Origin of the sequence: Candidatus Pelagibacter sp. HIMB1746 (genome assembly GCF_052047555.1) — a bacterium.
In the GTDB taxonomy this organism is placed as follows: domain Bacteria; phylum Pseudomonadota; class Alphaproteobacteria; order Pelagibacterales; family Pelagibacteraceae; genus Pelagibacter.
In genome coordinates this window covers 308,265-321,819 of record NZ_JBNAJZ010000001.1, presented here as the reverse complement: position 1 = coordinate 321,819, position 13,555 = coordinate 308,265, and the positions used below count along the sequence as shown (strand labels likewise).

The window sequence follows — 13,555 nt, the reverse complement described above, 5'->3', positions numbered from 1 at the left end:
AAAATAACTTTATTTAACTATTTGCAATTTCTTTACTAAATGCTCTGCTGAAATATGAGTATATCTTTTCAATACTTTAAGATCTTTCCACCCACCTTGTGCAGATATTTCAGTAATGCTCCATCCATTCATCGAGGCTCTTGTTGCAAAAGTATGTCTTGTTGAGTGAAATCTTTTATTAATTCCAGTCCATCTCTTTAACTGTTGCCAATAAAAATCAACAGTATCCCCTCTTTCACAATTAATTAATTTTCCGTTGATATTGATAGGAAGTTTATTAATTTCATCCATAGCTCTTTTGGATAAACCTACTCTTCTAGATAAACCATTTTTGGTTTCTCTTAAAATCACAGTATGTTTATTAAAGTCTATATCCTCTCTTCTAATTTTAAGTATTTCTCCACGTCTCATTCCACAATCTAAACCAAGCATAATAACTACCTTTAACCATTTAGCTTTTGAATATTCTGCTTGCTCTAAAAGAACTTTCTCCTCATCAGGTTCAATTACTTCCCCTTTAAACTCAGGTTCTCTTAGTCGTTTAATAAACTCACAAGGATTTTTGGGAAGATAAATCCCAAGAGTTTGTTGTCCATACTTAATCACCATTGAAATTAATGTTGTATATTTATTAATAGTTGATGGTCCATGGTCCAGTGACCATGCATTACGGAACTCTCTTAGCTTTAAAACACTAAGCTTAGATAACTTGGTATTTACTATTTCTTGTCTGCAAAGTTTATCAATTTTATAACTTTCTTCTTTAAAACCTTTCTTCTTAATTGTTTCATTTTTTTTATAGCTTTGAAGCAATTCCTTTAAAGTGATGTGATCAGCTTGGTTCAAATCTTCTAGTAATCCTTTTTGAATCTTAACCTCACATTCTCTTGCCCACTTAATTGCATCCTCTTTTAGAATAAATGTTTTTGAGATTTGTCTTTCTTTATTTAATCTTACTCTTGCGCTCCATTTACCGTTTCTTTTTCTATAACTTGCCATATATCCTTTCTTGTGTGACCAAGAGTGGACCAATGACACTAATTTCGATTAAAAGGTAATGGGGATCGGGGCAAGAACCACTGACCTCGGGCTTATGAGTCCCGCGCTCTAACCAACTGAGCTACCCCGCCATAAAGTGAGAGATTTATACTACATTTATTAACTCTTTCAACTATAAGTAAATTTCCTATGAAAAAAAAAATTACTTTTCTATTTATCAGTCACTTTTCCTTTTTAATAATTGGCTTTGGCTTAGGTGTATATTTTCTACCAATTTTAACTGCGCCAGCGTCAGTCGAAATAAGTAAAATTAATGAGTATGAAAATAAATCTCAATATCAAACTGAGTTTGTTAGAGATTTAAGAGGAAGTGATCCATTTCACTGGGGAGAAGCAAAAGTTACAATTTCAAACAAAAAAATCACAGTTAATGGCGCAATTGCACCTGGGCCTGATTACAAACTTTATCTAACAAATGAATTTACACAACATGAAGATGAATTTTTGCCAATTAAAGATGAAGCTAAATATGTTGCAGAGGTTAAAAGTTTTGAAAACTTTGTTGTTGATGTCCCTTCAGATATAGATGTAAATAAATTCAATACCGTAGTTATTTGGTGTGAAAGTTTCAGTGAATTTATAACGGCAGCTAAATACCAATAAAATTTTTAATTAACAACTTTTAAAATTAGTTTGTTTCAATGGTTTAAAGATAATTTCTGCTGGATATTTAACTTTTTCAATTTCTACTGAAATATTGCCATTTAGAAGTTCATCATCTGAATAGTCATTGTTTATATAACCAAATGCAAGATTTTTTTTGAAGTTAAAAGAATAATTACCCGATGTAGTTCTTCCAATGATTTTATCGTCTTTATAAATTGGCTCATCATGAAGCAGAAGAGGTTTTCCTGGTTCATTATTTTTAAGAACAAACATGGCAAATTTCCTATCAATTTTTTTATCTTTTATTTTTTCCAAAGCTTCTCTACCAATAAAATTAAAGTCTTTCTTGTAACTAATAGTAAAGTTAAGACCTGCCTGGTATTGGTTTTCTTCAGGTGAAATATCATGGCCCCAATGTAAAAAACCACTTTCCATTCTCATTGTATCTAATGCATGCATCCCACAATTAGATAAATTATATTTTTTACCTTTTTCTATTAATTTCTCATAAATATTTTTAGAGTCAGAATTTTTAACATATAGCTCATAACCTAACTCTCCAACGTAAGATAGTCTCTGGGTCCATATTTTAGTTCCGTCAATTTCAATATATTTTGAATTTGCAAACTTAAAATTTTCATTGCTAAAATCGTCTGAGCTTAAATCTTGCATTAACAATCTACTCTTTGGACCAAATATTCCAAACACACAATAATCATCGGTAACGTCAGTTAACTCTACACCTTCTGATAGATGCTTCTTGATATGAAATTTATCTCTTTCTCTTGTTGCTGCAGAACTAATTATTCTAAAATGATTTTGATCAATACAAACTACTGTAAGATCTGTTTCTATTCCTCCATCCTTGTTGAGCATATGAGTATAAGTACACTTTCCAGGTTCCTGCTTTATATTCGATGTACAAATTCTCTGAAGATCTGCATGAGCTTTCTCAGATTTAATTTCGAATTTAGAAAATGGAGACAAGTCATATAGTCCAACATTTGTTAATGTGTTGTTGGTTTCGTATTCAACTGATGGATACCAGTTTTGGTAATTATAACTGTATTCATACTCTGCTTTTTCTCCATCAAGAGCAAACCACATTGGTCTTTCGTATCCAGCTGAAACTCCAAAGCATGCACCAAAACTTTTCAATTCATCATGGTATGGTAGTTTTTTTACATTTCTAGATGTTTTATGTTGTTTATAAGGCCAATGCATTCCATACAAATCTCCAAGTGACTCCGTTATACGATCTTTAATAAAACCTAATTCTGAATGAAACTTTTGAAATCTCTTGATATCATAATTAAAAATATCTTCGTTAATATGGCCAGTCATTAACCATTCTGCGGTTACTTTTCCAACTCCTCCTCCACTTCCAATACCTATGCTATTCAAACCACAGCTAACAAATAAATTTTTAACCTCAGGAACTTCACCCAATAAAGAATTGGTATCAGGCGTAAAAGATTCTGGTCCTGAAAAAAACTTTCTAATTCCAGCTTGCTCTAAAACTGGAAATCGCTTCATGGATTTTTCTAAATATGGTTCAAAATGATCAAAATTTTCTGGAAATTCACCAAATGAAAAATCTTCTGGAACTTTATTAATATCTTTAAATGCTGGGATTGATTTACCTTCAAATATTCCAATTAAAAGTTTTCCAGCATCTTCTTTAATATAAGTACTGCTGTCAAAATCTCTTATTACAGGTAATGTTGGTGAAAGATTTTCAATTGGTTCTGTAATTACATAAAAATGTTCTGCAGGATATAAAGGAATACTAACTCCTATTTTTTCTCCAATTTGTCTTGACCACATACCTGTTGCAAGGACCACATATTCACATTCAATATCTAGCCCATTAACTCTAACACCACTAACTCTACCATTTTTAGTTAATATTGTTTCAACAGGTGATTGCTCAAATAATTTTGCTCCACCTAATCTGGCGCCTTTTGCTAACATGTGTGTAACACCACTTGGATCAGCTGCACCATCACCAGGCATTAACACTCCACCTTTTAAATCCTCTGTGTACATGATTGGATAATTTTTCTTAATTTGATCTTTATCTAAAATCTTAATATCAACATCATACAATTGAGCCGTAGTTGCTTGCCTTTGAAGCTCTTGCCATCTAGCATCTGTTTGAGCAATAGATAAAGCTCCATTAATTCTTAAACCTGCGGAGTGATCAACTTCCTTTTCTAATTTTTTATAAAGATCTAAAGTATATTTTCTAATTTTTGTAACGGCTGCTGTAGGTCCTAACTGACTAACTAATCCCGCTGCATGCCAAGTTGTTCCAGATGTTAATTGATCTCTTTCTAAAAGAACAACATCTTTCCAACCGAATTTTGTTAAGTGATAAGCAACAGAACAACCTATAACCCCACCTCCAACAACAACTACCTTTGTGCTAGAAGGATACTTTTTTTCCATTACTAATGTTTGACAGCTTCTCCTGGATCTACAAAGTTGTGACCAAATACATCTGCAACTGCCTTATAAGTAACCATTCCTTTGTGAACATTTAATCCAGCTAAAAAGTTTTTATCTTCACTTAATGCTTTTTGATAACCATTGTTAGCAAGTTTAACCAGATAAGGTAACGTTGCATTATTTAATGCTAATGTTGAAGTTCTTGGAACTCCACCTGGCATATTTGCTACACAATAATGAACAACATCATCAACTATATAGGTTGGTTCACCGTGAGTAGTTGGTTTACTTGTTTCAACACATCCGCCCTGGTCAATTGCAACATCAACAATAACAGAACCCCTCTTCATACTTTTGATCATGTCTTTAGTAACTAATTTTGGTGCTTCAGCACCTGGAATTAAAACACCTCCAACTAATAAGTCTGCTTCAGAAACTAATTTTGGTAGATCAATTTTGTCACTTTGCTCTGGAATAATTTTATCACCAAACATCTCTACCAATTGTTTTAATCTAACTTCTGATTTATCAACAATATGCACTTTAGCTTGCATACCTGTTGCAATGACTGCAGCGTTTTCACCTACAACGCCACCGCCTAAAATAACTACAGTTCCACCTGTTACACCTGGAGCACCACCCAACAAAAGTCCTCTTCCACTTTGATTTTTTTCTAAACAATGAGCACCAGCTTGCACTGACATTCTACCAGCAACTGCACTCATTGGAGCTAATAATGGCAATCTACCATTATCATCTGTTACAGTTTCGTAAGCTATATTAACACTCTTTGATTTAATTAAACCTTCAGTCAATTCTTTTGCTGCTGCTAAGTGAAGATATGTATAAACAATTTGATTTTCTCTAATCATATCAACCTCAACTTTTTGAGGCTCTTTAACTTTAACGATTATGTCTGCATCATTAAAAATATCAGCTGCAGTGCTAGCTATTTTTGCACCTGCATTTGTATATTGATCATTTTCAAACCCAGCTTCGAAACCACCATTATTTTCAACAATTACTTCATGACCCTCAGAAACTAAAGTTTTAACACTTTCTGGTGTTAACCCTATTCTATTTTCTTGAGGCTTTATCTCTTTAGGTACGCCTATCTTCATAAGCACTCTCCATGTCTTTAATTAAACTAATTAGTTCTTTTGGTTTTTTTGATAGTTCGTAATACCTGTTCTAAGTTTATCAATGATCTCATCTATATGTTTTTCTTCACATATAAATTGAGGAGCAATAATTAGACAGTCACCAGTTGCTTTGAAGTTAACACCTGCTTCATAACAAGCTTTAAAACATTCATAACCTGCTTTACCTGGTTTAGTATTCATTTTCATATCAATACCACCCATCATTCCATAACCTCTTATGTTCTCAACAGACTCTAAGTCTTGAAGAGAAAATAATCCTTTTTGGAAATAAGGTGCTAAATTTTTTGCTCTATTAAAGATATCTTCTTTTTCAAAAATATCTTGAACAGCTAAACCTGCTGCTACTGCAACTGGAATTCCTGAATAAGTATAACCATGAAATAATTCAACAGATCCCATTGGAGAAGCATCCATTACCGCATCGTAAATTTCATCTTTACATGCAACTACACCCATTGGAACAACACCATTAGTTGTTGCTTTAGCCATAGTCATTAAATCTGGAGTAACACCAAATTCATGACTTGCAAAAGAAGAACCTGTTCTTCCCCAACCTGTAATTACTTCATCAAAAATTAAAAGTATTCCATGCTTATCACAAATCTCTCTTAATCTTTGCAAATATCCTTTAGGTGGAACTAAAGTTCCAGTAGATCCAGCAATAGGTTCCACTATACATGCTGCAATATTTTCTGGTCCAAAGTTACTTGCAATTCTCTCTAAATCATCTGCAAGATCTCCTCCTGTTTCAGGTTGACCACTAACAAATTTATGTTCTGGTAAATGTGTGTGTCTCATGTGTTGAACACCTGGCATTAAGATGCTTGCAAATGTTTTAACATTATTGATCATTCCACCAACTGAAACACATCCAATATTCATTCCGTGATAACCTCTTTCACGTCCTACAAATCTAAATCTATGAGCATTTCCTTTTGCTCTATGATAAGCAATTGCAATCTTAATTGCGGTTTCAACAGCAGTTGAACCACAAATAGTAAAAAACATTTTATTTAAATCACCTGGAGTGTGTTTTGAAATTTTTGTAGCTAATTCAAATGAACCACCAAAACCTTGTTGGAAAGGTTGAGCATAATCTAAAGTCTCTAGTTGTTTAGTAACTGCTTCGGTAATTTCTCTTCTTCCATGTCCTAATGGATTACAAAATAATCCTGAGCTCGCATCAATTTGTGTTTTTCCATGGTGAGTTTTTAAATAAACTCCTTTTGCTTCAGTAATTAATCTTGGGTTTGCTTTAAAATCTTTATTCGATGTAAACGGCATCCAATGTTCATTTAATGAATTTGGAACTGAAGTTCTTGTTTCTGAGCTCATAAAATTTTTTTCTCTCTTTATTAACTGTTATAAATATTTCCAACTATTAGACTAAATCAATTAGTTTGCTAGAAATATTTTGACCACCCAAAATGATGCGTCATAAGTATACAACTTTTAATTGAACCTATCTTTTTGTTTTACAACCACCCAAAATTGAATTTAAATAAGGATAATTTAATTAAATTAACATAGGGGAATAAATGAAAAAAATACTAAGTTTTATTCTAGGATCTATTTTTGCTCTTAACCTTTCAATTTCAGTTGCAAACTCTGCAGCTACTGAAGTTAGAGTTGCATACTTTCTAGAATGGCCAAGTCCAAATCTAGAGGACATGCAGAAGAAAAATTTTGCAAAAGCTCTTGGTGTACCAGTTAAGTGGACAAACTTCACTAACGGTGGAGCTATGACTGATGCAATGTTAGCAGGAGATATTGATATTTCTTACTCACAAGGTTTAGTACCTTTCATCAACGCTGTAAAATCAAATGCACCACTTAAGTTAGTGGATATTGCTATGGAATACGGAATGGGTGGAACTACTTGTGTAACATCAAATGCATCTGGAATTACAAAAGCTAACGCTACTGAATTAGAAGGTAAAAAAGTTGCTGTTCCACTAGGAACAATGGCTGAATACGTTTTTGATGAAAGTATGAAAGTTGTTGGTGCTGACAGAAGTAAAATGGATATCATTCAAATGGACCCTGAAGAAGGTGCTGCTGCATTAGTAAGTGGTGATGTTGTAATGGCATGTTTATTTGGTGGTAACTCTATTAAAGCAGCAACTGCAGTTGGTTCAAGATTATTAACTGTAGATGAAGCAAGAGCAGCTGGTATCTTGGGTATAGATATCACATCTGTTACAGATAAATTCATGAAAGAAAATCCAGGAATGCTAAGAACTTTCATCGAAGTAACTCACGAAGCAAACGACAGATACAGATCAGGTAAATCTGATATGAATGCTATGTCAAAAGCTTCTGAAATGACTGTTGCTGACATGAAAGAAACTTTAAGTGGATTTAAATTCTTAACTCCAGAAGAAACTAAAGCTTCTATGGAGAGCGGAAACCTAGATGGATTCTTAAAAGGAATGGGAACTCCAGCTGGTAACGTAGACACAAGTTTCTTACCTTTATAATTTTAAAGGTTTAAGACTTTTTAAATAGGCACTGATTAAAAAATTAGTGCCTATTTTTTTTAAAAAATTTCTAATATAAGGGCGCTATGAGTGATCTTGTTTCTCAAAATCTAAATATGATTTTTAAAACTCCAAAAGGAGAAACAGTTCATGCATTAAAAGATGTTAGTTTTACTTTAAAAAAAGGAGAACTACTTACTGTTCTTGGCCCATCTGGTTGTGGAAAAACAACTTTATTAAATATTACTGCTGGATTTTTAAGACCTACTTCAGGAAAAATTACTTTAAATAATAATGAAATAGATGGACCTGGTGTTGAAAGAGGAATGGTATTTCAACAAGGTGCTTTGTTTGAATGGTTAACTGTTGCTGAAAACGTAAACTTTGGTCTTCGTATGAAAAGTGAAGATCCAGAAGTAACAGCAAAAAAAGTTGAAGAATGGTTAGATATAGTTGGGTTAAAAGGATTTGGTAACACTCCTACTTATCAATTATCAGGTGGTATGCAGCAAAGAGTTGCTCTTGCAAGATGTTTGATTAATGATCCTGATTTAATTTTAATGGATGAGCCATTAGGTGCTTTGGATGCATTAACAAGAGAAAAGATGCAGTCTTTAGTTTTAAAAATTTGGAAAGAAACTGGAAAAACAATTATTTTAATTACTCACTCTGTTGAAGAAGCTCTTTTACTTGGTGAAAGATTATATGTAATGGCACCAAGACCTGGAAGAATACATAAAGAGTACAATCTTCCATTTGCTGAAATGGGTCTTACTCAAGATTTAAGAGAAATTAAAAAAAATAAAGAATTTTCATCTACTAGAGAAGAAATTTTATCCATGATCTGGAATATGGAAGAAGAAATAATGGGGAAAGATAATTAATGTTAACCCAATTTGTAACAATACTAATTATCGTTTCGGTTATTGGATGCGTTCTTTATGGAAGAAGATTAATCAGAACTGAAAAAGTAGATGCTGTTTTTGGAAACCCAGAAAGAGCTAAGGGTGGAACGCACTGGGTAATTGTTGGTAGTAGTGCGATCTTGATGCTATGGCTTTATTATTCATGGGATATAGCAAAAGGTTTTTATCCAAAATCAGCAAATGAATTATGCCAGGTTGCTAAAATCAATGAGTCGTTATTAGGTTTAAAATATCAGTTCCCTATTGAAGAAAGAGAGTTCAAAAGTACATCCATTATTAAAATTGAAAATAAAAATCTTGTAAAAATTGCAAATGAAATAAATGGATCTCAAGATCTAAATGATCAACAAAAAACAATTCTTGTAAGCTACATTGATAGAACTTCTAAATTAATTCCACTGTTAACAAGTGAAGAATTAATGGAAATGGATACCAAAATTAAACTCCAAGAAATAACAGAAGAAATAAAACTTCTTAGTTCAAACTTTCAAAAGAAAGATTATCCCTTTGAGACAGATGCACAAAAAACTGAAAGGCAAAAACTTATTGATGAACAAGGTGGTTGGGGAATTACTACAATAGACTCTGGCAGTGGTTCTATTGAAAATACAATTGAAATACCAACTGCACCTCAAACGAATAAAGGTTTAAAATTTCATGCAGCTGCAGCAGAATTAAAAAAAATTGACGACAAATTTTTTAAATTAAAAAACCATAATCCACCTTTCAAAAGTTCAATTAAACAACTTAAAGATGACATTAAAGCTTACAGAAAAGGTTTGAATGATAATGAAGAGATAGCATCTGACTATGCAAAAAATATAGTTAAAATTGCAAGAAGAATAGAGTTTGCAAGTATCTATCCTCCTAATGCATTAAATGAAATGCAAGCAGCAATCATAGAATTTGATGAGTTACAAAATAAAGAACAAGCTGGATTAAGATTAATCGATATACTTTTATTTCCTGCTGGGACAATTGTAGCAAGTGGACCTACTTGTTCAGAGCAAGGTTCTGGTAGATGGTTACCTAAACCATCTGATACATTTAATAAGTTTGTATTGATGTCTAAACCAAGTGTTGGGTACAAAAATGTTCCTCTTTTATGGATTGAAATGGTCGATGTTAGTAAAATGATTGGCTTCGTTTTACCAGATTGGATAGCTGATATCTTGCCTGGAGATTATCCGGTTCATACAAAAGATGGAATAGTTAAAGAAAACTTTAAAAGCAATGTTTTAAAAGTTGTTACTGGTGACTTTAAATTATTCAAAGTTCCTGTTCCATACGGGCATATCTGGGACTCTTTTATGCGGGTATTTTTAGGATTGGTGTTCGGAATTATTATTGGTGTTCCATTAGGATTATTTATGGGTCTTAATAGATTTGCAAAAGGTTTCTTTGATCCATTAATTGAACTTTATAGACCAGTTCCCCCACTTGCTTGGGCTCCATTAATTATTTCTGTACTTGGAATTGATAACTCTGGAAAAATATTTTTATTATTTATGGTCTCTTTATCTATCATGATTATTTCAGCAAGAGCAGGAGCATCAGGAACACAATTATCAAAAATTCATGCTGCTCACTCATTAGGAGCTACAAAAAAACAAATCTTAAGATATGTAATCTTCCCAAATTCGCTTCCAGAAATTTTAACTGGAATAAGGGTTGCAGTTGGTATGTGTTGGGGAACATTGGTTGCGGCAGAATTTTTAGCTGGAACAACAGGTATTGGTTTTGTTGAAAACGTTGCCAAAAAATACTTCCAATACGAAGTTATATGGATAACAATATTTATAATGGGTCTTCTTGGTTTGTTGTTTGATGTAACTTTAAGAAAAATAATCGATAAAACTATACCTTGGAGAGGTAAAGGTTAATTAGCTTTTATTTTAAAGTTAGACTTTTTTAATAAAACTTATTGCAGCACCAACGGTAGTTAAAAATCCAGCTAATGGCAAAATTGCAACTGCATATTTTTTAGGCATATAATTTGGTTTGAACTCAATACCCTGCATACTAATTTCAAAGTACCACATTTCCCAATACTTCCCTCTCATACCCTCTACAAGTTCAATTCCATATATAATTAAGACGATACCAATTATCATAATCATAACTTTCCAGAACTGACGAATATACAAGGAAACTCTCTCAGGTAATTTTTCATATATTAAATTTAAAGCTACATGTTCATTATCTCTAGCTGTTAAAGAGAGTGCTATAAACATCAACCAAATATTACTTAATACTGTAAGTAGATCTCCCCATACAGGAGGATTATTAAAAACATATCTCATCGTAACATTATAAAGAGTAAAGCCAACCATCGCTGCCAAAAATATTGAACACATCGCTTCAAGTATCCTATGAACAAAACGATCAATACTATTTAAAAATTTCATCATTAATTACTTAATAGGTTTGGAAGAAACATAGTTAACTCTGGAACAACTAATATAAAAAATAAAAGTAAAAAAAGTCCAACTAGGTAAGGAATTAAAGCAACAGCTACTTTTTCTAAACGAACTTGTGCTATTGTTGCAGATGTAAAGTACGCAACGCCAACTGGTGGTGTAACTGACCCAATTAAAAACCCTACTATTACAACGATTGCAGCTTGTACCTCTGGAAAACCTGCTTGAGACATAACATTCACAAGTACGGGACCAACAATGATAATGTTTACTGCTGAGTCCATTACGGTTCCAAGTAGAAAAATAAATAATATTAATGCTAAAATAAATAATATTGGAGAATCCGCTAAACCTAAAAGCCAAGTTTCAAGGTCACCAATTGCTCCAAGAGAAGTAAGTAACCAACTAAAAGGACCAGAAGCAGCTATGATAATAAAAACCATTGCTGAATTACGGAACGCTCTACGAAAAGCACCTGTGCAATCTTTCCATTTGATAGTTCGGTAAACAAATACACCAGTAAACAAAGCAACTAAAGCAGTTATAGCACCTGCCTCAACAACCGATGCGACACCTCCCATTACTGAACCTACTAATACTAAAGGTATTAAAAGAGCAAATGAAGAACGATACAATTCTTTACCAGCTCGACGAACTGAGAACGGCTGATCACTACGCTCGAAATTATATTTAACTGCAAAGTAATGATTGATTACCATTATAACAACACCAATCAAAATACCTGGAACAATCCCAGCTGCAAATAAAGATGCAATTGAAATTTCAGTTGCGTTAGCAAGAACAATCATCATGATACTAGGTGGAATAATTCCTCCTATTGTCGAACTTACACCTGTGACCGCAGCTGAAAATGCAGCAGGGTAACCAGCTTTCTTCATAGCTGGTAAAACTAACGCTCCAACGGTTGCTGTATCTGCTACAACAGAACCATTCATGCCTGCAAAAAACATACTCACAAGAACATTAACCTGAGCCAACCCTCCTCTTATACGACCAATTAATGCTCTACTTAAAGCAACTAAACGGTCAGTAATTGTTGCGCTTGTCATCAGCTCACCTGTTAACATAAAGAATGCAATGGCGGTCAATGGAACCGAGTCTATAGCGGTAAACATTTGACTAGGAATTAAAACGAGAGGAACGGCATCTGTTAATAGAATATAAACAAATGGTATCAGTATTAAAATAAAACCAATTGGAGCTCCTAATAAAATTAGCAAAAGGAGTACGACAAGTAAAATAATACTTTCCATAGATATTTATAAGTTATGATTTTTTTTAGGTAAAGACCATCTAATTCTAAAATAGAACTAAATGGTCTTCACAAAGTTTTAATTGAAGATTTATAGAGCTCCAGCTGCTTCTAACTGAGCTACAAATCCATCCATACCTTGTTCTAGAAGTACTCTTTTAGCTACTTCTGGTTCAAAAGTACCCTTCGCATCTAACCAAGCACCGATTGCACCAGCTCTCCACTTAGTCATTTCTGCTTCCGTTGGAACATACCACTCTTTAGCAGATGCTTTAATTGCATCTTCACCATTTTTAATCCAAGCGTTATCCAACTCGTTTACTTTTTCTCCATAAGCATCAGCTGCTTCGTGTAACCATTTTCTTTGTTGGTCAGACAATGCATTGTACTGTTTAGCGTCCATCGCTAAAATATTTCCAGACCACATTCCTCCGATCTCAGTGAAATATTTTGCAACTTCATGAAGTTTTGCTACATGCTGCCATGGACTAGCAACATACTGACCTTCAACTACACCTGATTGAAGACCTTGATATAATTGACTCCAGTCATAAGGTGTTGGTGTTGCACCCCAATTTTTAACTAGCATGAACTCAACTGGACTTTTAGTAGTTCTCCATTTAAGTCCTTTCATATCATCTGGTTCGTGAACAGGTTTAGTTGCATTTCCAAGCTGTCTAAATCCTCCACTTGAATATACAGAAAGACAAATATGACCAGCATTCTCAAGAGCTAGTTTACACTGTCTTTCCGCTAACCATTCATCTGATATTCTTTTAGCATCCTCTAATGATTTGAAAATAAAAGGCAAATCGAAAATTGCTAATTCAGGACCAAAGTTACCGTAGTTTGCAGTAGAACTAGTCCACAAAGCTATAAGCCCTTGGTTAGCTTGTTCACCACATTTTTGTTCTGCGCATAAGCTTCTTTGATAATGAGGTTCAATTTTCATTTTACCTCCTGATGCTTTCTCCATAGCTGGTATTAAAGCCTGATCGATTGCGTCACCAATTGGCATACCCAATCTACCAGTAGTTCCAAGCTTAAGAGTTACTTCAGCATAAGCAGCTTGTGCAAAGAAAATAATTGCAGCTACTTTGATAAGTGTCTTGCTTATTGTTTTAATAAACATTTTATTTATCTCCCTTTAGTTAATTAAATTATCAATTTAAATTAA

The 13,555-nt window shown here is 33.4% G+C and carries 11 protein-coding genes; 4 read left to right on the top strand and 7 right to left on the bottom strand.

Annotated elements, in window-relative coordinates; translation table 11 throughout:
• Nucleotides 1-9: 9 nt before the first annotated feature.
• Nucleotides 10-999, bottom strand: coding sequence for a tyrosine-type recombinase/integrase (locus ACTTBM_RS01735; protein WP_440634461.1), 990 nt, complete (start codon nt 997-999; stop codon nt 10-12).
• 189 nt (nt 1,000-1,188) lie between these two features.
• On the opposite strand from ACTTBM_RS01735, the gene ACTTBM_RS01730 reads away from it, so the two are divergent.
• The gene (locus tag ACTTBM_RS01730; RefSeq protein WP_440634460.1) at nt 1,189-1,662 is read left to right on the top strand and encodes a DM13 domain-containing protein; all 474 of its coding nucleotides are present in this window, start codon (nt 1,189-1,191) and stop codon (nt 1,660-1,662) included.
• 9 nt (nt 1,663-1,671) lie between these two features.
• On the opposite strand, the gene ACTTBM_RS01725 is transcribed toward ACTTBM_RS01730, so the two are convergent.
• Genes ACTTBM_RS01725 through ACTTBM_RS01715 form a run of 3 tightly spaced genes read right to left on the bottom strand, consistent with a single transcriptional unit; the run spans nt 1,672 to nt 6,614 of the window.
• Nucleotides 1,672-4,116: a GcvT family protein gene (locus ACTTBM_RS01725; protein WP_440634459.1), complete on the bottom strand. Its 2,445-nt coding sequence runs from the start codon at nt 4,114-4,116 to the stop codon at nt 1,672-1,674.
• A gap of 2 nt (nt 4,117-4,118) precedes the next feature.
• The gene (gene ald / locus ACTTBM_RS01720; protein ID WP_440634458.1) at nt 4,119-5,237 is read right to left on the bottom strand and encodes an alanine dehydrogenase; all 1,119 of its coding nucleotides are present in this window, start codon (nt 5,235-5,237) and stop codon (nt 4,119-4,121) included.
• 30 nt (nt 5,238-5,267) lie between these two features.
• Nucleotides 5,268-6,614: an aspartate aminotransferase family protein gene (locus ACTTBM_RS01715; RefSeq protein WP_075505902.1), complete on the bottom strand. Its 1,347-nt coding sequence runs from the start codon at nt 6,612-6,614 to the stop codon at nt 5,268-5,270.
• Nucleotides 6,615-6,817: 203 nt separating this feature from the next.
• On the opposite strand from ACTTBM_RS01715, the gene ACTTBM_RS01710 reads away from it, so the two are divergent.
• The 3 genes from ACTTBM_RS01710 to ACTTBM_RS01700 all read left to right on the top strand — a co-directional run bounded on the left by ACTTBM_RS01710 (nt 6,818) and on the right by ACTTBM_RS01700 (nt 10,568).
• Nucleotides 6,818-7,759: an ABC transporter substrate-binding protein gene (locus ACTTBM_RS01710; protein ID WP_440614218.1), complete on the top strand. Its 942-nt coding sequence runs from the start codon at nt 6,818-6,820 to the stop codon at nt 7,757-7,759.
• 86 nt (nt 7,760-7,845) lie between these two features.
• Nucleotides 7,846-8,643 (top strand): ATP-binding cassette domain-containing protein, encoded by a 798-nt coding sequence (locus ACTTBM_RS01705; RefSeq protein ID WP_179850418.1) that lies wholly within the window; start codon nt 7,846-7,848, stop codon nt 8,641-8,643.
• Nucleotides 8,643-10,568, top strand: a complete 1,926-nt coding sequence (locus ACTTBM_RS01700; protein ID WP_440634457.1) for an ABC transporter permease subunit — start codon at nt 8,643-8,645, stop codon at nt 10,566-10,568. The genes ACTTBM_RS01705 and ACTTBM_RS01700 overlap by 1 nt, the downstream gene beginning before the upstream one ends.
• Before the next feature lie 18 nt (nt 10,569-10,586).
• On the opposite strand, the gene ACTTBM_RS01695 is transcribed toward ACTTBM_RS01700, so the two are convergent.
• From ACTTBM_RS01695 to ACTTBM_RS01685, 3 genes are all read right to left on the bottom strand, one after another.
• Nucleotides 10,587-11,096 (bottom strand): TRAP transporter small permease, encoded by a 510-nt coding sequence (locus ACTTBM_RS01695; RefSeq protein ID WP_440633517.1) that lies wholly within the window; start codon nt 11,094-11,096, stop codon nt 10,587-10,589.
• Nucleotides 11,096-12,379, bottom strand: a complete 1,284-nt coding sequence (locus tag ACTTBM_RS01690; RefSeq protein ID WP_440633518.1) for a TRAP transporter large permease — start codon at nt 12,377-12,379, stop codon at nt 11,096-11,098. The genes ACTTBM_RS01695 and ACTTBM_RS01690 overlap by 1 nt, the downstream gene beginning before the upstream one ends.
• Nucleotides 12,380-12,469: 90 nt before the next feature.
• Nucleotides 12,470-13,510, bottom strand: coding sequence for a TRAP transporter substrate-binding protein (locus ACTTBM_RS01685; RefSeq protein WP_440614214.1), 1,041 nt, complete (start codon nt 13,508-13,510; stop codon nt 12,470-12,472).
• Nucleotides 13,511-13,555: the final 45 nt, after the last annotated feature.

Coding starts and splice junctions, on each gene's coding strand:
- ACTTBM_RS01735 (WP_440634461.1), bottom strand. CDS start 999: ATGGCAAGTTATAGAAAAAGAAACGGTAAATGGAGCGCAAGAGTAAGA.
- ACTTBM_RS01730 (WP_440634460.1), top strand. CDS start 1,189: ATGAAAAAAAAAATTACTTTTCTATTTATCAGTCACTTTTCCTTTTTA.
- ACTTBM_RS01725 (WP_440634459.1), bottom strand. CDS start 4,116: ATGGAAAAAAAGTATCCTTCTAGCACAAAGGTAGTTGTTGTTGGAGGT.
- ald (WP_440634458.1), bottom strand. CDS start 5,237: ATGAAGATAGGCGTACCTAAAGAGATAAAGCCTCAAGAAAATAGAATA.
- ACTTBM_RS01715 (WP_075505902.1), bottom strand. CDS start 6,614: ATGAGCTCAGAAACAAGAACTTCAGTTCCAAATTCATTAAATGAACAT.
- ACTTBM_RS01710 (WP_440614218.1), top strand. CDS start 6,818: ATGAAAAAAATACTAAGTTTTATTCTAGGATCTATTTTTGCTCTTAAC.
- ACTTBM_RS01705 (WP_179850418.1), top strand. CDS start 7,846: ATGAGTGATCTTGTTTCTCAAAATCTAAATATGATTTTTAAAACTCCA.
- ACTTBM_RS01700 (WP_440634457.1), top strand. CDS start 8,643: ATGTTAACCCAATTTGTAACAATACTAATTATCGTTTCGGTTATTGGA.
- ACTTBM_RS01695 (WP_440633517.1), bottom strand. CDS start 11,096: ATGATGAAATTTTTAAATAGTATTGATCGTTTTGTTCATAGGATACTT.
- ACTTBM_RS01690 (WP_440633518.1), bottom strand. CDS start 12,379: ATGGAAAGTATTATTTTACTTGTCGTACTCCTTTTGCTAATTTTATTA.
- ACTTBM_RS01685 (WP_440614214.1), bottom strand. CDS start 13,510: ATGTTTATTAAAACAATAAGCAAGACACTTATCAAAGTAGCTGCAATT.